The 19,513-nt window shown below is 45.7% G+C and carries 12 protein-coding genes; 3 read left to right on the top strand and 9 right to left on the bottom strand.

Annotation, left to right across the window (positions count from 1 at the left end; all coding sequences use genetic code 11):
* Positions 1-65 precede the first annotated feature (65 nt).
* From BN3349_RS08315 to BN3349_RS08275, 9 genes are all read right to left on the bottom strand, one after another.
* The gene (locus BN3349_RS08315) at positions 66-1,046 is read right to left on the bottom strand and encodes a peptide ABC transporter ATP-binding protein (RefSeq protein WP_040976864.1); all 981 of its coding nucleotides are present in this window, start codon (positions 1,044-1,046) and stop codon (positions 66-68) included.
* Positions 1,039-2,022, bottom strand: a complete 984-nt coding sequence (dppD, locus tag BN3349_RS08310; protein ID WP_040976863.1) for a dipeptide ABC transporter ATP-binding protein — start codon at positions 2,020-2,022, stop codon at positions 1,039-1,041. The genes BN3349_RS08315 and dppD overlap by 8 nt, the downstream gene beginning before the upstream one ends.
* Positions 2,023-2,034: 12 nt before the next feature.
* Positions 2,035-2,922: a dipeptide ABC transporter permease DppC gene (gene dppC, locus BN3349_RS08305; RefSeq protein WP_040976862.1), complete on the bottom strand. Its 888-nt coding sequence runs from the start codon at positions 2,920-2,922 to the stop codon at positions 2,035-2,037.
* 16 nt (positions 2,923-2,938) lie between these two features.
* Positions 2,939-3,946: an ABC transporter permease subunit gene (locus tag BN3349_RS08300; RefSeq protein ID WP_040976861.1), complete on the bottom strand. Its 1,008-nt coding sequence runs from the start codon at positions 3,944-3,946 to the stop codon at positions 2,939-2,941.
* A 307-nt stretch (positions 3,947-4,253) separates the two neighbouring features.
* Positions 4,254-5,846 (bottom strand): ABC transporter substrate-binding protein, encoded by a 1,593-nt coding sequence (locus BN3349_RS08295; RefSeq protein ID WP_040976860.1) that lies wholly within the window; start codon positions 5,844-5,846, stop codon positions 4,254-4,256.
* Positions 5,847-6,077: 231 nt separating this feature from the next.
* On the bottom strand, positions 6,078-7,286 hold the full coding sequence (gene gltS, locus BN3349_RS08290) for a sodium/glutamate symporter (RefSeq protein ID WP_040976859.1): 1,209 nt from the start codon (positions 7,284-7,286) through the stop codon (positions 6,078-6,080).
* 178 nt (positions 7,287-7,464) lie between these two features.
* Complete coding sequence (gene dtd / locus BN3349_RS08285) at positions 7,465-7,899, bottom strand: D-aminoacyl-tRNA deacylase (protein ID WP_032108124.1); 435 nt, start codon at positions 7,897-7,899, stop codon at positions 7,465-7,467.
* A complete protein-coding gene (locus BN3349_RS08280; RefSeq protein ID WP_040976858.1) occupies positions 7,896-8,750 on the bottom strand; it encodes a virulence factor BrkB family protein in 855 nt (284 codons plus the stop codon). The genes dtd and BN3349_RS08280 overlap by 4 nt, the downstream gene beginning before the upstream one ends.
* Complete coding sequence (locus BN3349_RS08275; RefSeq protein ID WP_048736553.1) at positions 8,726-9,241, bottom strand: YchJ family protein; 516 nt, start codon at positions 9,239-9,241, stop codon at positions 8,726-8,728. Before BN3349_RS08275 ends, BN3349_RS08280 begins: the two co-directional genes overlap by 25 nt.
* A gap of 180 nt (positions 9,242-9,421) precedes the next feature.
* Here BN3349_RS08275 and BN3349_RS08270 point away from each other — a divergent pair, with 180 nt between their 5' ends.
* The 3 genes from BN3349_RS08270 to BN3349_RS08260 form a co-directional block, all read left to right on the top strand.
* Positions 9,422-10,921, top strand: coding sequence for a helicase HerA-like C-terminal domain-containing protein (locus BN3349_RS08270; RefSeq protein WP_040976856.1), 1,500 nt, complete (start codon positions 9,422-9,424; stop codon positions 10,919-10,921).
* Positions 10,922-11,402: 481 nt separating this feature from the next.
* Positions 11,403-13,094 carry a ShlB/FhaC/HecB family hemolysin secretion/activation protein gene (locus BN3349_RS08265; protein WP_040976855.1) on the top strand — a complete coding sequence of 564 codons (1,692 nt, stop codon included), beginning with the start codon at positions 11,403-11,405 and terminating at the stop codon, positions 13,092-13,094.
* Between the two features lie 16 nt (positions 13,095-13,110).
* Positions 13,111-19,513: two-partner secretion domain-containing protein (locus BN3349_RS08260; RefSeq protein WP_048736551.1), on the top strand; the 6,403-nt coding region annotated here is incomplete at its 3' end.

The following is a 19,513-nucleotide window of genomic DNA, read 5'->3' as shown; positions in this document are numbered from 1 at the left end:
AAAAAAACGACCGCACTTTTTCTTCAACAAACCGGGCAAGCCGAGCTTATCCCGGTTATTTGTTTTTATTCCACCATAAAACAGGCGATTTTCACCCCGTCTGGATAGGTTTTCAAGCTCGGCTGTTGCTGCTTACAACGTGCTGTCGCTAAGTGGCAGCGGGTATGAAAGGCACAGCCCTGCGGCGGGTTCAACGGACTCGGCAGTTCACCTTCCAGCTTAATCCGTCGGCGACGTAACGCAGGTGAAAGTCGTGGCGTGGCGGAAAGTAGCGCCTGCGTATAAGGGTGGCGCGGATTATTGAAAATATGTGCGCGGCTTCCCTGCTCCACGCAACGCCCTAAATACATCACCATAACGTCATCGGCAATATGTTCCACGACCGATAAATCATGGGAAATAAACACATAAGACAACCCCAGTTCAGCCTGCAATGTCAGCATTAAATTCAATACCTGCGCCCGCACAGACACATCCAGCGCTGAAACCGGCTCATCCGCCACCACAATATCCGGATTCAGCATTAACCCGCGCGCAATGGCAATGCGCTGGCGCTGCCCGCCAGAAAACATATGCGGATAACGATCGTAATATTCCGCACGCAACCCGACTTTCGCCATCATATCCAGCACACGCGCTTTACGCGCCGATGCGGAAAGTGCGGTGTTAATTATCAACGGTTCTTGCAAAATGCTGCCGATTGTCTTGCGTGGATTTAAGGACGCATAAGGATTCTGAAAAACTATCTGAATTTTCTGCCGCCGCAACTTACGAGTGGTCGGGTCATCGGTCAGAAGATGCCGTCCGTGATAAAATAATTCTCCCGCAGTGGGCGATTCAATCAAGCTCAGCAAGCGCCCCAGCGTCGATTTTCCACAGCCCGACTCGCCTACTACCGCCAGCGTTTTCCCCTTATCCAAACGAAAAGACACGCCATCCAGCGCTTTCACCGTCTGGGATGCAGAAAACAGACCTTTTTTCAACGAGTAATATTTTTTCAGATTTAACCCTTCGAGCAACGGTGGCGATGCGGACGGTTCAGACATGGCTCGGTTCTCCTTGCGAATTCAACGGCGTATGGCATTTTACCTGATGTTCATGCAGTTGATAGAGTGGCGGCTCCTCTCGCCGGCAATGTTCCGTCGCATAAGGACAGCGCGGATGCAGCAAACAGCCATGCGGTCGGTCATATTTGCCCGGCACCACGCCTGGCAAGGATTGTAGGCGCGATTTACCCGCGGCGAATTCCGGCAACGAACGCAACAGCGCCTGGGTATAGGGATGTCGTGGCGTGGTAAAAATCGTTGCCGCCCGACCTTGTTCTACGATCTGCCCAGCATACATCACGATAATACGCTGTGCCGCTTGTGCCACTAGCGCCAGATCATGAGAGATCAGAATCAGCGCCATATTTTCTTTTTTCTGTAACGCCAGCAGGAGATCCATAATTTGTGCCTGAATGGTCACATCCAGTGCGGTGGTCGGTTCGTCGGCAATCAGTAATTTCGGGTTACAAGCGATCGCCATGGCGATCATCACGCGTTGGCTCATCCCGCCCGATAACTGATGGGGATACACCGACAAACGAGATTCCGCTGCGGGAATACCGACCAAGCGCAACAATTCGATTGCGCGAGCGCGACGAGATTTTTTATTGCCGCCCTGGTGCGCCTTTAACGCTTCCATAATCTGAAATCCAATGCTGTAACAAGGGTTCAGACTGGTCATCGGATCCTGAAAAATCATTGCGATTTCCGCTCCGATTAGGTGCTGCCTTTCCTTTTTATTGAGGGTCAGTAAATCGCGCTGATCAAAAACTAGCCTCTCGGCACTAACTCGCCCCGGATAGTCAATTAATCCCATAACCGCCAGCGAACTCACCGATTTGCCCGAGCCAGACTCACCGACAATACCGAGCACTTCACCCTCATCAATATGATAGCTGATCCGATCCACCGCTTGAAATGCGGCGTTTTGCGCACCGAATCCGACGGAAAGCTGCTCAACCTTCAGTAATGCCATATATTCTCCCGCTTATTGCCGTAGTTTCGGATCCAGTGCATCGCGTAAACCGTCGCCCATCAAATTAAACGCCAACACGGTCAGCAATACCGCCAAGCCCGGAAAAGTCACCACCCACCAAGCCCGTTGCACAAATTGTAACGCTTCCGCCAGCATAGCGCCCCACTCCGGTGTCGGTGGCTGTGCGCCAATCCCAAGAAAACCCAGCGCCGCCATATCTAAAATGGCATTAGAAAAACCCAATGTGGTTTGTACGATAAGCGGTGCTACGCAATTCGGCAGGATAACGATAAACATCAGCCGCAAAGCGCCAGCACCGACCACGCGTGAAGCGATGACATAATCACGATTGATTTCGTTTAAAACGGCGGCACGGGTCAGCCGCACATAACTTGGCAGCGAAACCAGCGCAATGGCAAAAGATGCATTCAGCAACGACGGACCTAAAATCGCAACAATCGCAATTGCCAGCAATAAACTCGGCATCGCCAGCATAATATCAATCAGGCGCATAATCAGCAGATCCACCAGTCCGCCGGCATAACCTGCTAACAACCCCAACGACACGCCAAAAATAAAAGATAACGACACCACCAGCAAACCGATCAATAGCGACAATCGCGCACCGTAAATCAAACGCGACAGAATATCGCGCCCCACATCGTCGGTGCCCAGAAGATAGCGCCAGCTGCCGCCATCCTGCCAAGCAGGCGGCATTAATAACGCCTCTCTTGCCTGCGTAATCGGATCGTACGGGGCTACGACGTCGGCAAAAATACTGAGGACAAAAATCACCACAATATATGCCAATCCGATTACCGCGCCTTTATTGCGACCAAACTGCGCCCAAAACTCTCGCAGTGGCGTTTGCACCCTGATTGGCGTTACGAATTCGGACATAACATTTCCCCACTTATTATTGATGGCGAATACGTGGATTCAGCACGCCATAAAGTAAATCAACACATACATTAATCAGAATAATGAGCGTCGCAATAATCAGCACCGCACCTTGCACCACCGGATAATCGCGGTCGCGAATTGCCTCAATCACCCATTTGCCGATTCCCGGCCAAGCAAAAATAGTTTCGGTCAGAATCGCACCAGACAACAGCTGCCCGACAATCAACCCAATAACCGTCACTACCGGAATCAAAGCATTACGCAGAGCATGCACTACAATCACCCGCATCGGAGTCAACCCTTTGGCGCGGGCGGTACGAATATAATCCTCGCTCAACACTTCCAACATAGACGAACGCGTCATGCGCGAAATCACCGCCAACGGTACCGTCCCCAACACTACGGCGGGCAAAATCAGGTGCGAAACGGCGGATTGAAATGCGCCCGCCTCGCCGGACAACCAGCTGTCAATCAGCATAAAACCGGTAATTTCATCAATCCAAAATGCCGCATCAATTCTGCCGGAAACCGGTGTAATCCCCAACTGCACCGACATCACCAACATCAATAGCAGCCCCCACCAGAAAATCGGCATCGAATAGCCGGTCAGCGACACCGCCATAACCGTGTGATCAAATATCGAACCGCGCTTTACCGCCGCCACCATTCCCACCGGAATACCGATAATCACAGCAAACAAAATCGCGCACACAGACAATTCAATGGTGGCAGGAAACAGCGATAAAAACGCCTGCATCACCGGCTCGTTATTTTTGAACGATTGACCTAAATCACCGTGCGCAATACTTTTTAGATAATTGCCGTATTGAATATACAACGGCTGATCCAATCCCAGCTGCCGTTTCATTTGTTGGTGCATTTCCGGGCTTAATCCGCGTTCTCCCATGCGGATTTCAATCGGATCGCCCGGAATCAAATGAAGCAGCGCAAAGGTCAGCAATGTAATGCCGATAAAGGTCGGCACAACCATGACAATACGCTTAAAAATAAACTGAAACATAAATTGCTCCATATTTAACACCGGACTGTATGCTGAGAACGCCCCCGCAAACGCAGCGACACGCTTGCAACAAGCAAGACTAAAAACAACGCCGAAAACGACCGCACTTTCGGACCGCCCGCAAACCGCATAGTAGTCTCTACCGAAGCGCATTGTTCAGCGTGGCGGCATTGCCAGCGGTAGGCGTTACACTGCTTGATTGCGCCATTATCAATGGTGATTTCGGATAGTTATATCACTAAACCCGCCACTGACCTAACGATAAAAATGCGGTCAAAGACAACCGCACTTTTCACCCTCAATAGCCCTACTCGACACTGACACCATAAAATGCGCTGTAACCGAACGGGCTTTGTTTATAATCCCGCACGCGCAAACTTAACGGTGTAAACGTAACCGAATGGGCGACGGTAATCCACGGCGCCTGTTCTTTCACGATAACCTGCGCCTGTTTATACAGCTGCGCTCGCGCATTTTGATCTTTCAAACTGATGGCTTTTGCCAGCAGCGCATCAAACTCGGCATTTTTCCAGCGTGCATAATTGCTGTTGCCCGCATTCTCACCGCTTAATAGCGGCGACAGGAAATTGTCTGGATCGCCGTTGTCGCCCGACCAGCCGTAGGTGCCAGCAGCAAACTGCCCTTCTTTGGTACGTTTGATGTAATCACCCCATTCATAACTGACCAACTTGGCTTTCACACCGATTTTTTCCCAGTCATTTTGCACAATTTCTGCCATGCGACGCGGATTCGGATTAGAATTACGCACTACCGGTTGTACCCATAATTCGGTTGTAAAACCGTTTGGATAGCCGGCTTCAGTCAGCAGTTGTTTGGCTTTTTCCAGATCATAAGGATAATCCTCGATCGCATCGTTATAGCCCCAAATCGTCGGCGGTAGCGGATTTTTCGCCGCAATGCCGGCACCCTGATAAACCACATTCAAAATCGTTTGCTTATCGGTGGCGTAATTCAGCGCCTGACGCACTTTTAGATTATCAAACGGTGCTTTTTCGGTATTAAATGCGATATAAGCCACATTCAGCCCTTCCTGCGACAGCAACTGAATTTTCGGATCCTGTTTCATGCGCACTAAATCCGCCGCATTCGGAAAATCCATCATATCGCAGGCGCCGGTCTGCAATTTGGCATAACGCGCGGTAGCGTCCGGCGTAATGCTGAAAATCAGGCGGTCAATCGGCGCTTTCCCTTTCCAATATGCTTTATTGGCGAGAAAACGAATCGCCTGCTCAAGCTGATAACCGGCAAACACGAACGGACCGGTGCCGATCGGCTGGTTATCAATGGTTTCTGGTTTGCCCGCCGCCAACATGGCATCGGCATATTCGGCCGAATAAATGGAAATAAAATCCATACCGAGACTGGCAAGGAACGTGGCGTCCGGTTTAGTCAGGGTAATGCGCACCGTATGCTCATCCAGTTTTTCTATTGATTTCAGCAGGCTTGGAAATTTCATTGCGTTGAAATAAGGATAAGTGCCGTTGGACACCTTGTGATAAGGGTGATTCGGGTCAAGCTGGCGATTAAAGGAAAACAAGACATCATCGGCGTTAAACTCACGAGTTGGGATAAAAACCTTATTTGAGTGAAATTTCACCCCTTTGCGCAAATGAAAGGTATAAGTCAACCCGTCGTCGCTGATTTCCCAACTTTCTGCCAGCCCCGGCTCCAGCTCCGTACTGCCGCGTTTAAACTCCACCAAACGATTATATACCTGCTGCGAACTGGCATTATAGGAAATGCCGTCCATCACCAGCGCCGGACTGAATCCGGATGGCGAACGGCTGGTACAGTTGATGAAGGTGGTTTCTTGCGCCGCTGCCAATGTGGCGACGGACAGCAGTAATGCAGCTAGGGATAATTTCACGCTGAATTTCATTCTTCCTCCGGATTTCAAAAGATTACGATAAGACCGTACAGCATACCGATTACAGTCTAGCGGGGTTGGTCGCGTATGTTAAGCGCCGCGCCGTATAAAATGCGCAACTGCGCCTCACTATATGATCAAAGTGCGGTGAGTTTAAAGAATAAAATTGTCTTTGCTATAACCAAAGACTATATAAAACGGAAAACCGGGACAATGCCCGGTTTCTCAATGAAATAATCTGCGTTAATGGAAAAATGCCGCAACTTCGACAAACACCTTCAGCAAACTGGCATTCAATAAGTCAATAAAGAACGCACCAACCATAGGGACGATTAAAAATGCTTTATGCGACGGTCCATAATGAGAAGTTACCGCCTGCATATTGGCTACCGCGGTCGGGGTTGCGCCCAAACCGAAACCGCAATGTCCGGCACTCAGCACAATGGCGTCATAATCTTTCCCCATTGCGCGGTAAGTTACCACTACCGCATACAGCGCCATGACTACAACCTGTACGACCAACAGGACAAAAATCGGCAGCGCCAGATCCGCCAGTTCCCACAATTTTAACGACATCAGCGCAATCGCCAGAAAAATCGACAAACCGACCGTGCCTAATACATCAATCGCGGCGTCCGCCACTTTAAATTTGAAAATATGCGCCAGCGCATTGCGGATAATCACCCCGGTAAACAAACACCAGACAAAAGTCGGCAGCTGAAACGCGGTGCCTTTTGTCCACATATCCAGATGCTGCCCCACGAACAAACAAATAGACAGCATAGTAATGGTTTCGATGACTGAACGGGTATTGATCTTACGGCGATATATGGGTTTTTCAAAGGCTTCTTCCACATCGTCCACATTTTCATCTTCCAGCACTTCTTCTTTATGTAAGCGCTTCAGTAAAAAACTGGCGACCGGACCACCGATAATCCCGCCAAACACCAGACCGAATGTCGCGCAGGCCATCGCCAGCTCCATGGCGCCCTGAATACCGAAACGGGCAGCCAGATCTTCAGCCCAGGCCGCGCCAGTACCGTGCCCGCCGGTTAATGTCACCGAACCGGCAATTAACCCATAAGCCGGATCCAGCCCTAACAACATGGAACCGAACACACCGACTACATTCTGTAACGCAATCAGTCCCGCCGCTACAAACAGGAACACCACCAGCGGCTTACCACCTTTCACCAGGCGGGCGAAGTTTGCGCTTAATCCAATAGAACTGAAAAAAACCAGCATCATATTACGCTGTAAATCCGTATCGAAACCGAAACTGACGCCCCACATCTGATGCGCGAACGTTAACGCGATCGCCACAATAAACCCGCCGACTACCGGTTCCGGAATATTGTAGTGATTTAATAAATGAATGCGCTTGACTAAAAAATAACCGAGCAGTAAAACAAGACAGGCCAGCGCCAGCGTTTCATAAGTATCAAAATTCATATTTTCCTCTTAATTATTATGCCGAACATCAGGGTATCGTCCGGAATATGAAAGGGTATTTCGTGCTTAAAATACACCTAAAATGCAGCGGATAAAAGGGTTTATCCGCGAAAAAAGGGAAGAAAATATAACAGAAAAACATCACTTTCGCCATAATAACGGAATATAAAGTCGAATCTTAGACGCTCAACCAAAAAGTCACCGGTCCATCATTGGTCAGGCTTACCTGCATATCGGCGGCGAATTTACCACTGGAAACACGGATTTTTTCACCGCACTTTTGCACAAAATAGTCATATAACTGACAGGCCGCCTCCGGCGATGCACCGCGGGAAAAACTCGGTCGCAACCCTTTTTGCGTATCCGCCGCCAACGTAAACTGGGACACAATTAACAGCTCACCGTCGATTTGCTGCACATTCAGATTCATTTTGCCCGCCGCATCGGCAAACACCCGATAATTCAACACTTTTTCCAGCAAGCGATCGGCTTTTATGCGGTCATCATCTTTTTCCACCCCAAGCAACACCAGCAGCCCCGCCCCGATTTGACCGACCGTCTCGCCCGCAATCTCGACTTTTGCCTGCGTCACCCGCTGAATCAACGCAATCATTTCTGCGCCTCAATTTGTTTCAAATCCAACTCGCCGCGCTTTAACCGCTGCATATCCGCCAACACTGCCGACAGCTGCGCGCCGAGCAAAATAGCAATCCAGCTAAGTTGAATCCACAACAGCATAATCGGCAACGTCGCCATTGCGCCGTAAATCAGCTGATAAGACGGAAAGGTTTTGATATACCAAGCAAACGCCTGTTTGCCCAGCGTAAAAAATATCGCCGCCACCAGCGCGCCGGCAGCCGAATGGCGAATACTGACTTTTTTATTCGGTACCACCGTATAAATCAGAGTAAAAATAAACCACGTCAGAAAAAAACTGACCACACTCAGCGAACTGATCCCGAACGGCAGGCTAAATGTCGTTGTCAGCATTTCCTTGGTCATTGCACTGAGAAAAAGACTGGTCGCCATCATCAACGGACCGAGGGTTAATATCATCCAGTAAATAGCAAAAGAAAACATCAGCGGACGCACGCTGCTGTCGCGCCAAATGGAATTTAGCGTGCGATCAATGGAATTAATCAGCATCAGCGCAACCACAATCAGGCTGATAATCCCGATTGCGCTCATTTGTTTAGAATTGGTGACGAACTGATCAAGATACTCGCCTACCACATCACTTGCCTGCGGAGCGAAATTATTAAAAATAAACAGTTTCAATTCGCCGGTCACATCATTAAATACCGGAAAGGCAGAAAAAATCGAAAACACCACCATAATCAGCGGCACCAGCGCCAGCATCGTACTGTAAGTCAGATAACCTGCTGCCTGCGTCAGTTTATTTTGATTAAAGCGATACCAAAACAGTTTAAAAAACAGATTCAGGCGTTCGAATAAAAACGACATAGCATCTCTCCGCAACAATGTTTGAATTTTTTCCCCGAACCGCAAATACAGGGCTGCTTCATCGCTGGCAACGGCACGGTCGGATCGGCGAAATACCAGCACCCATCGATATGCACAAACAAGGATTTCTCATGATGGTCCCGCGTGCCTCGCTCAGCAGCAAAAACCGCGTTAAATTCCACCGCACTATGGCGAGCGCTCAGCTGCGACTGATAATCAATAATCTGCAAACCGAGCCAATGTATGTTTTCCGCCCAACGACGCAGCGCGTTTTTATCCAACAACGGCTGCTGGCTCGGCACCGTCGTGCGCACAATATAATCAATATCCCGCCGCACAAACGCCGCATAACGGGAACGCATCAACTGCTCGGCGTTTTGCGCATACCGCGTCCCTAAATGCAACGGCGCACAGCAATCCGCATAATCTTTACCCGACTGACAAGGACAAAGTGCGGTCGTTTTTTCGATAGTTTCCGATATATTCATCATTTAATTCTTCAATTTATTCAAGTACATCTCACCGATAAACGGGTAATATCACCGGTATATTAATAAAAAATCCGCCCTTAGCCCACCATTATCGCGGCAAAACACGTTATTTTTTGACCGCACTTTATTTTTTCCTTATTATTTCACCACGATTTCCCTCCATAATATAAGGACAATTTTATGCAATATTCATTGGCACAAACCGAACAAGGGCAGGTATTGGGCATTACCGCCAAAATGGCGAACCGCCACGGTCTGATTGCTGGCGCCACCGGGACAGGCAAAACCGTTACCTTACGCAAAATGGCGGAAGCCTTCAGCGATGACGGCGTGCCGGTTTTTCTGGCGGATGTCAAAGGCGATCTATCCGGTCTGGTTCAGCCGGGCGAGCTACAAGGCAAAATTGCCGAGCGCATTGCGCAATTCCAATTGGGCGGCGACAGCTATCTAAGCGGTTATCCGGTGTCGTTCTGGGATGTTTTCGGCACTACCGGCATTCCGCTGCGCACTACCATTTCAGAAATGGGACCGTTGCTGCTTTCCCGTCTGCTTAATCTTAACACCACACAGGAAGGGCTGCTAAATCTGGTATTCCGGGTCGCCGATGACAAAGGATTATTGCTTATCGATCTGAAAGATCTGCGTGCCATGCTGAAATATGTGGCGGAAAATGCGAAAACCTTTCAACTGGAATACGGCAACGTCTCCGCCGCCAGCGTCGGCGCGATTCAGCGGGCGCTGCTTACGCTGGAAAATCAGGGCGCAACCCATTTATTCGGCGAGCCGGCGCTGAATCTGGACGATTGGCTGCAAACCCGCGACGGCAAAGGTGTGATCAACGTGCTGAATGCCGAAACGCTGATCAACTCGCCGCACATGTACAGTGCCTTTTTATTATGGCTTATGGCAGAATTATTTGAACGGCTGCCCGAAGTGGGCGATCCGGACAAACCGAAATTCGTGATGTTTTTTGATGAAGCCCATTTATTATTCGACGGCGCACCGAGCGTGTTGGTAGACAAAGTGGAGCAAGTGGTGCGACTTATCCGTTCCAAAGGCGTCGGTATTTACTTTGTTACCCAAAATCCGCTGGATCTGCCCGACAGCGTACTGGGGCAGCTTGGCAATCGGGTTCAGCATGCTCTACGCGCCTTTACGCCGCGTGACCAAAAGGCAGTCAAATCCGCCGCCGAAACCTTCCGCGCTAACCCGCAGGTGAATGTCGCAGAAGTGATTTCCATGCTGGGCGTAGGACAGGCGTTGGTCTCCTTTTTAGATGAAAAAGGGATGCCGACACCGGTGGAAATCGCTTATATTTATCCACCGAAAAGCCAGCTTAAACCCATTAGTGAACAACAACGCGATGCTTGGGTGAAAGATGACGATCTTTACCGCTTCTATCGCGATGATGTGGATAATCTGTCCGCTTTCGAAATTCTACAGCAACAGGCGGATCTCGCCGCCGTTGCACAAAAACAGGCACAACAAGCGCAAGAGGAAGAAGAAAACGGCATTATCAACCGCCTTAACCGCATGTTGTTCGGCACCAAGAAAAAAGGCGAACAACTGACGGTTACCGAGCAGGTTGTCAGCAGTGTGGCAAAATCCGTTGGTCGCAACATCCGCAGCCAAATCACCAAACAAATTATGCGCGGTATTTTAGGTGCGTTAAAAAAATAGGGCGTGTGCTAACAGCGCTTATTGGCATAAAGTGCGGTCGAAAATAGGTTTGTTTTTCACCGCACTTTACGTTTGCTTAACTTTACGTTTGCCTATTTTTTGTGGTCTTCATTAGCCACAGTTTATTTTTCACATCACAATATTTAACTAAAAAATAGCTGTTCGAGTAATTTATCACCAGAAAAAATGTCACCAAAACAAACCGCACCTTGAGATCCGACCAGTCTAACCTATCAATACAGAATAAAATAAAAATAAATAATATTAACAATCAGTTATAATTATTTTCTGATTGTTATTCTTTTATTTTATATGCCAAATTCGGTGTTATTCTGTATAGCAATTCATCAATAAGAAATAATTATTTTTCTAAAAAAATTAACATTATTTTCAATATGGTTTTTGTGAAGTATAATTCGGCAACTTTTTTTAAATAAAAAAAATACTCTACTTTATTTCTTTAATAATTCAATCCATTTTTATGAAAATAACCATCAATAAACTAACCTGCGCACTGGTCTGTGCCGGGCTGTGCACCTCTTTTGCCAGTTACGCCGCTGAAGATTCGCTAACGCAGGAATTACAACAATTAAAAAATCAACAACATTTTAATCAGGTGAACGAAGGCTTAAAAAGAGCCGAGCAGTTTTTGCATCAACCAAATCGTGCCGAATCTAAAAAACTTGCTATTGAAGATGACAGCGACGCGTCCGCTCCGCGGATCAACGCTATTCGTATTGATTTGCAAGGTCAGACTGTTCCTTTGGATTTTGACACCACCGTTGCCGCTTATGTCGGTAAACCGCTGACCACCAAGCAAGTGTTTGAACTCGTCAAAGCGCTGACCGATGTGCTGTATCAGGCGGGTTATGTTACCAGTGCCATCGGTTTAAAAGATGCACCTTCCGAGGGCAATTTGGATTTTATCGTGCATTGGGGATTTGTGCATGATTATTATGTGAACGGCGAAATGCCACAGCGCTTTAAAGATAAAGCGATGGTCTCAGTGTTACCCAACATGCGTGATGAAATCTTTAATATTCACGATATCGATCAATTGGTTGAAATCTTAAACACGGTAAATAAATCGGCAAAAATCAACGTCACCGCCGCTCAACAACCGGCTTATTCAAATGTCGATATTCAGGTGCAACGGAGCAGCTTACCGCGCTTAACATTAGGCGTGAATAATTCCGGCAGCGGAAATAACGCTAACGGACGCAATCAGGCGACCTTGAACTTAGCTTGGAGCGATTTATTCGGCACCAATGACAGCTGGAATTTCTCTACCGGTTATCGTTTTTATAAAAACAGCAAGCGTAACGGGCAACAAAATTACACCTTACTGTATAGTCAGCCGTTCTCTTTTTATACATTAGATCTCAAAGCGTCGCAATCGGATAATGAAAAAGAATTAGTTGGCAGATATCGTTATTCTTCTCACAACACGGTAAAAACCGCCAGTGCCAAATTAACCCGTTTATTAATGCGCAACCGGGAATCCATTCTTTCCGCCTATACGGAAATTGAATTTAAAAAACGTAAGAATTACATCGGTACAAGAAGAACCAAGGATTATCACCATAATAAATTAACGGTTGGATTATCCTATATCAGCAATTTATTTAACGGCAAATTTTACGGCGATGTGGCTTACTCGAACGGATTACACTGGTTTCAGGCAGACAGCCTTGCCTACACTCGAAACGGCGAAAAAACGCTAAAAAGCCTGTCCGCCACCTTAAGCTGGTATAAACCATTGTTATTGTTACAGCGTCCTGTTAATTATCAGCTTCGTTTCGGCGCCCAATATTCGCCTTACAGTGTTTATTCGGACGAGCAATTTTCAATCGGTGACGAATATACAGTAAGAGGCTTTAAAGGCGGGGTCAGCTCCGGAGACAAGGGCTATTATTTATCCCAAACCGTTGATATGCCTTTTTATCCGGGGACAAGCGATCTAATGCAGCTCAAACCATTTTTCGGCGTTGATGTCGGACGCAATTACCAGCGCTTACCGAAACATAATGAAACCCTTGCGGGCTTCGCCGTAGGTGCAAAAGCAACAATAAAAAATGCGTCCGTTTCGTTCAGTTATGCGAAACCGATAAAAAATATCAAACACAATAAAAATAACCATGTTTACTATGTAAACGCGTCAATCACATTTTAATTAAAGAGAACCGACTATGAACAAAAATCGTTATAAACTTATTTTCAGCAAATCCCGCGGTTGTTTAATTCCGGTGGCGGAATATATTAAATCGGCATTAGGCGGCGGTTCAAAAGCTAAAGAATCAGATAAAAAAACCGTACAAGACAAACCTGAATATATAAAATCCGTATTATCTAACTTTGTTGGCGCTTATTTAAATCCAGTGAAAAGCGTCGATATTCTTAAAAGCAAAAATATTTCCTTACTGTTGCTGACCGTTTTATCTTCCGCCGCTTTTGCCGAAGATGGCGCGATAGTTGATCCGAACAATCGCAATACCAAAATTAAATATACCGAAAATAAAGTTCTGATTGTCGATGTTGCCAAACCGGGAAACGATGGAATCTCCGATAACCATTTTAGTAAATTCAATGTTGAAAACGGTTCTGTTTTCAACAACAGCCTGCAAGAGGGAAATTCCTATTTAGTCGGTCATTTAGACAAAAACCAAAATTTTGATAAACAAACCGCCAAAGCCATTCTGACTCAGGTGACCGGCAGCGAGATGAGCAAAATTCGCGGCGGGTTGGAAGTATTCGGCGATAAAGCAGATTTGCTGCTGGTTAACCCGAACGGCGTGAATATTAATGGCGTACAGACTTTTAATACGGATCGTTTTGTGGTGTCCACCGGTGAAGTCGCACAGCCTCAAGATGGCGTGAACCTTTCGGTTAAACGCGGAACCGTCACCATTGATGAAAACGGGTTGGCCACCGACGGGTTGAAATATTTAGATATTGTTGCCAAAAAAATTGAACAAAAAGGCGCGATTCGCCATGCAAAAGAGTCTAAAGATGCGCAGCAGACCAATATTACATTAGTGGCGGGTTCCAGTGAATTTAACGTAAGAGACAGTAAACTGACCGCTAAAAATGAGAAAAGCGACGATGTCGCCATTAGCGGCAGCGAAGCGGGCGCTATGTATGGCAATCACATCAGACTTATCACAACAGATAGCGGCGCCGGGGTAAATCACAAAGGCATTATTCTGTCCGAATCAGATATTGCTTTGAATAATAACGCTGGCAAGGTAGAAGTCAATACGGTGCAATCCAAAGGCAATATTTATGCGGAAGGCAGTCAGGATTTTTCTGTTACCGGTGAATTAAACGCGGATAAGCACATTCAATTACGCAGCGAGACAGTTCGTGTCGAAAAAAATGCCAAAATTCGCGCACAACATGTCAATGTGAGCAACGCCAAACAGGTTCAAGTTAAAGAGAATGCGAAGATCGCAGGTCCACAAGTCGATATTCACAGTAATATCACGACCGTTGACGCCATAGAAAAAATCACCGCCACTCACCTTAGCGTTAAAGGACAGACATTGGAAAATAACGGTATCGTCTCAAGCCGACACGCTAAAATTGATGTTGATAAATTAGTCAATAACGAGACAATCCTTGCTCAAAAATCGTTGCATATCACCACCAAAGGGATGGCGGCGGACAGCTTGATTATGGGCGGAAAACTGCAAGGTTTTGATCTGGATAAGTTAAAAAACCAATTTGAACGACATAAAAACGGTTTCCAAAACGCTGGTACAATTCAAAGTCTGGAAAATGCTACGCTCACCTTTAAAGACAATACCAATTATTTTTCATCACTGCATAAATTACCGGAAGCTAAAGCCTCATTAACCCTTTCGGCTCATCATCTGAATATTAATAACAAAGCTGATCTGCAAACCGAAGGCAACCTGACATTAACAGGACAGGAATTTACTAACGAAGGGGTACTAGCCAGCGGTAAACATTTATCTGTCAATATTACCAATAATATTAACAACCGCGGCTTATTGGGAGCGCGGAAACACTTAACGTTAACTTCGGAGAAAGGCAATATTATTAATAATGCTGGCGGCGTATTTCACTCTGAAGGTGAAATGACACTTGACGCCCATGATCAGGTCTATAATGCCGGTGACATACTTTCTAAACGCAAACTGACTATCAGCGCGCAACGTTTATTGAATGACGTTATTCTGAACAAAAATGATGTATCAGTCATCAGAACACGGCAGGATAAAACCCATAATCATTACGGTAGAACATGGACTGGTGTTTATCGCTTTTTGGGTTATATTCCGGAATTAAAAAATGATTTACAAGCATTGCACTTAGGAAAAATCCGTTCCGAAGGCGGACTGACTTTCAATCAAAAGGATTCTTCCCTCGCTGAGGCCGGCATTATCAATCACGGGGTGATTAATATTCGCGGTACCTTCGAAAATAACGGCACAAAGCAGATTATTAATAATATGAAATCAATAGATAAAACTATTGTGGATTATTTAAAACAACCAACATTTGCAGTCTTATCTTTCTATCCAAAATTCAATTTATTTGGCACTGGATTAGCTGGACCAGGCGTCAAAGAATTTCGTAATTTATTTGACATGATCGACTACGTACTCAGCAAAGATTACGCACTGTACTATACTAGATTGTATCTTAGTGAAAGAGCACAAGTCTTCAAACTGCTCAAATCCATTGAACACCCTCAATTGCAACAAGTGCTGACCGCAGCACTCGGACAAAACTGGGAAGGGCAATCCATGGAAACGCTAGCCAAAAACTGGCAGCGGACAAAAGAAGGAAAAACCACCGCACTTCACTTTTACCCGGCAGAAAAGGCAAAAATTTTAGCGGACAACATCACCGGCGAAGCTGATTTACTGCGTAACGGCGAACAGGCTGAAAAAGACAGTTTTAATAATGAAATTAATGTCGGTAAACACAAGCTGAATATTCCGGCACCGCAATTTAAGCCGTTTATTGCAGACGAAGAACAACACAGCGGCATTGATCTTTCCGTACTGGCAGAATTACTGGCTAATCCGAATTTATTTATCGACCGTTCGCTGCAATTAGAAAAACCGAAACATCAGCCTCTACCTCATGATAAAGAGGATAACGACTTACTGCAGGAATCTGAAGAAGAAAAACAGCTGCGCTTAGAACGCGAGCTTGAACAGGCTCGTCAGAAAAAATTACAGGCGGAAAAACGGCATCAAGAACTTGCTGCGCAAAAACAAAAAGAAAAAGCACAGCAACAAGCCTTAGAACGCAAAAAACGCGAAGACGCCCTAAAAGCGCTACAGGAGAAACAACGCCAAGAACAAGAAGAACTGAAACGCAAATTACAAGCTGAAAAAGAAACGCAGGCCCGTAAGCAACATGAAGACGAGTTGAAAGCGCTTGCAGAAAAACATAAAAAAGAACAGGAGGCACTGCAACAGAAGCTGGAAGCGGAAAAACAGGCACAGCTTGAAAAGCAGAGAAAAGAGCAAGAAGAGCAGTTGCGTAAATTAGAGGAATATAAGAAAAAACTGGAAGAAGCGCGTAAAAAAGCGGAAGAATTCGCTAAACGACGTGAAATTCCCGAGCAGAAAAACCGTCCACGGGTTGAGGTGGATCCGCTTTACCACACGCGAATGAAATACATTAATCAGAAAGATTATGTCGGCGGCAACTATTTCTTTAATAAAATTGCGCCGAAGACTGAAAGCAACAAAGTAAACACGGTTGGCGACGCGTATTTCGAGCATCAATTGATTACGCGTACCATTGAGAAAAAAGTCGATAATCATCTGGCACTCAAATACAATCTAAGCAATGTTCAATTGGTTAAACGTTTAATGGATAATGCTTATCATAGCGCCAAAGATCTTCATCTGACTTTAGGTCAGGCGTTAACTAAAACGCAGCAGGATAACTTGAAAGAAGATATTGTTTGGTATGTAAAATCTACCGTAAACGGAAAAGAGGTTTATGTTCCGCAGGTGTATTTTGCGAAGCAAACTTTAGAAGATGCAGCAAAATATAAAGGTTTTGATACAGCATTGATTAAAGCTGGAGACGACGAGTTAAAAACTAAACATGTTGAAAACTCCGGCTCAATCTCTGGCAATAAGATCAATATTGAAGCGGAAAACAAAATTAAAAATCAGGGTTCAATCCAAGCTCAGGATAAATTAAAACTGAAAGGGCATAAAGGAATTGAATCTAGCGCGAAAACCTATGTGGATGACAAAGGTAATACCACGGTTGAAAAATCGAAAATCAAGAGCGACAAACATCTTCATCTGGAAACCGATCTCGACAGTAATATTGATCTTGCAGGTGCCGATGTCAAAGCAAAATCCGGTTATGTCAGAACCAAAGATCTCAATGTAAAAGACACCCATGAAACACAAAGTTCGCATAAATCGACAACGATCCCATCGGGTAACGGGTTGAACGGTTCTCTCGCCGGTGGTATTTCTGAAGATAATTACAGTGCAAAATCGGTGGGTTCAAACGCGGAATTTGATCATCTGCATCTTGCAGTGGCGGGCAATGTCACTCAGCAAGGCAGCAAAATAAAAACCAACCGCACCACGGGGATTGTACAGGGCCATTATGTCGCCAAAGGTGGTAAAAATATCCGCCATACCGAAAAAGAGAAAAACCTCGCCCAAAACTATGGCAGTGCTGAAATCAATGCCTTTGGTTATGGTGCGTCCGTATCCGTCGATCAAGAAAACGGTATCACAACAGAAGCTGGGCAATCAACCAGTGCCGGTGCCAGCGCAGAATATGGTCTTTCGTTCTCTAGAACTAAAACTACAGAAACCGAACTGAAGCATTCCAATAGCGAATTGGATGCCAAAAGCGGTCATTTGCACATTCAAAAGGACTTAGATATCGGCGGGTTAGATATTAATAAATCAACTCCGGCAACGCCGAGCGACAAAAATGAAACTGCAGGCACGCAGCCGAAAACCCAAAGTGCGGTCAAAAATCAGCCTAAAAAAGACAATCCGGCATTTAAAAAATTATCGGATGAAGAAATCGCCAATCTCATGGCGGAAAAAGATGAAAGTTTCTTTGAGGCACAGAAAGACATCGCAGCTAAAGACGAAAAACAAGGCTTTAAACTGTCTGCGGACAGAATTTTGTCAACCAAACAAAAAAATGAGATTGATAAAACCTCTGAGTCATCGAAATTTACATTAGGTATGACGGCGGAAGGGCATTCCTCAGTGCTTGATGCCGCTGCCAATATTGCAAAACAGGCGCGAGATAGCAAAAAAGGTGTTAAGCAAGATACGACTGCTGCGTTGCAATATGCAAGTGATGTAGTTAATTTAGTCACCGGCGACTTAGTCGGCGGTTCGGTCAAAGCGCAGGTCGGATATTCCCAAAAATACAGTGAATCTCATGAGATCTCCGATAACAAAAATACATTGAACGGGAAATTAACTTTTACTGCGCGCAGCGGAGATGCCACATTCAATAATGTTGAGACTAACAAAGAAACCACAGATCTCACGATTAATGCGAAAGGTAATGTGAACATCAACGCCGGCGAAACCAAACGTGCTGAGAGTGAACAATCAGAAAGTAAAAAATTATCGGTGGGAATCAGTGCAGCCTGCGGTATTGCCGCCCAAGGTTGCTCTGTTGGTGCCAGCGCAAAAGTTGAAATGAGTACCGGAAATACAAAAGGACAGGCTATCACCTACCAGAATAGTAAATTAAAAGGTAAACGCATTGAAATTAATTCCGACGGTAATTTTAATCTTTCCGGAGGAAATATTGATGCCGATAAATATATAACGGATATAAAAGGTAAAACGAATATTGAATCTAAACAAGATTCTTATAAACGTGAGCATAACCATTTTGATCTATCCGCTTCTGTCGGCGCTTCAGTCAGTTCAACCGGCTTTGGTAAACCAACCGGAAGCTTTGGCGCTAACGGCGGTAAAGAGAAAGAAGAAAGCCACAAAGTCAACGAGCAATCCGGAATTAAAGCCAAACATATCAGCGGTACACTCAATGACGTTAATTTAAAAGCCGGTTACATTGTTGACGAAAGCAACAGCAATGATTTAGAAATCAAAGGCCAAATAACACATCAGAATCTTAATGACTCTCATCATAAAGATGGCGGTAAATTCGGTGCAACTATCGGTGCGAACAAAGATGGAGTAAAACAACTGGATATTCGGGGAGGTCGTTCAGAACAACTCCACTATGAAGCCACACAGCAATCTACGATTGCGGGAGTTAAAACAAATCAGCAAAGCGATACACCAATAAATCAGGATTTATCAAAATCAAAAAGTATTCAACGTAATGATCAATACGCCAGTACTAAATTCCAATTTGAGACATTGGACATCACTAATATGGTTAAAAAAGGAATCGATAAAGCCCAAAAATTAAAACAAAATACAAATACAGAAAATCCTATTTACGAAGAAATTCCACAAGGCACTGGCGCTCAGGCAGTTCAACGCAGTTCTTCTCAGGAAGCCGAATACAGTACAGTAAATAAAGCAGCAAAACCATCGGCTAAACCAAGATCAAAATCCACCGACGAAGCGA

It is taken from the genome of Necropsobacter massiliensis (assembly GCF_000827595.2).
Taxonomy (GTDB): domain Bacteria; phylum Pseudomonadota; class Gammaproteobacteria; order Enterobacterales; family Pasteurellaceae; genus Necropsobacter; species Necropsobacter massiliensis.
The sequence above is the reverse complement of the archived record's forward strand: the minus strand, read 5'-3'. Positions and strand labels throughout refer to the sequence as shown.

Excerpts from the sequence above, each read along its gene's own strand:
- BN3349_RS08315 (WP_040976864.1), bottom strand. The coding sequence starts at position 1,046 with ATGTCTGAACCGTCCGCATCGCCACCGTTGCTCGAAGGGTTAAATCTG.
- dppD (WP_040976863.1), bottom strand. The coding sequence starts at position 2,022 with ATGGCATTACTGAAGGTTGAGCAGCTTTCCGTCGGATTCGGTGCGCAA.
- dppC (WP_040976862.1), bottom strand. The coding sequence starts at position 2,922 with ATGTCCGAATTCGTAACGCCAATCAGGGTGCAAACGCCACTGCGAGAG.
- BN3349_RS08300 (WP_040976861.1), bottom strand. The coding sequence starts at position 3,946 with ATGTTTCAGTTTATTTTTAAGCGTATTGTCATGGTTGTGCCGACCTTT.
- BN3349_RS08295 (WP_040976860.1), bottom strand. The coding sequence starts at position 5,846 with ATGAAATTCAGCGTGAAATTATCCCTAGCTGCATTACTGCTGTCCGTC.
- gltS (WP_040976859.1), bottom strand. The coding sequence starts at position 7,286 with ATGAATTTTGATACTTATGAAACGCTGGCGCTGGCCTGTCTTGTTTTA.
- dtd (WP_032108124.1), bottom strand. The coding sequence starts at position 7,899 with ATGATTGCGTTGATTCAGCGGGTGACGCAGGCAAAAGTCGAGATTGCG.
- BN3349_RS08280 (WP_040976858.1), bottom strand. The coding sequence starts at position 8,750 with ATGTCGTTTTTATTCGAACGCCTGAATCTGTTTTTTAAACTGTTTTGG.
- BN3349_RS08275 (WP_048736553.1), bottom strand. The coding sequence starts at position 9,241 with ATGATGAATATATCGGAAACTATCGAAAAAACGACCGCACTTTGTCCT.
- BN3349_RS08270 (WP_040976856.1), top strand. The coding sequence starts at position 9,422 with ATGCAATATTCATTGGCACAAACCGAACAAGGGCAGGTATTGGGCATT.
- BN3349_RS08265 (WP_040976855.1), top strand. The coding sequence starts at position 11,403 with ATGAAAATAACCATCAATAAACTAACCTGCGCACTGGTCTGTGCCGGG.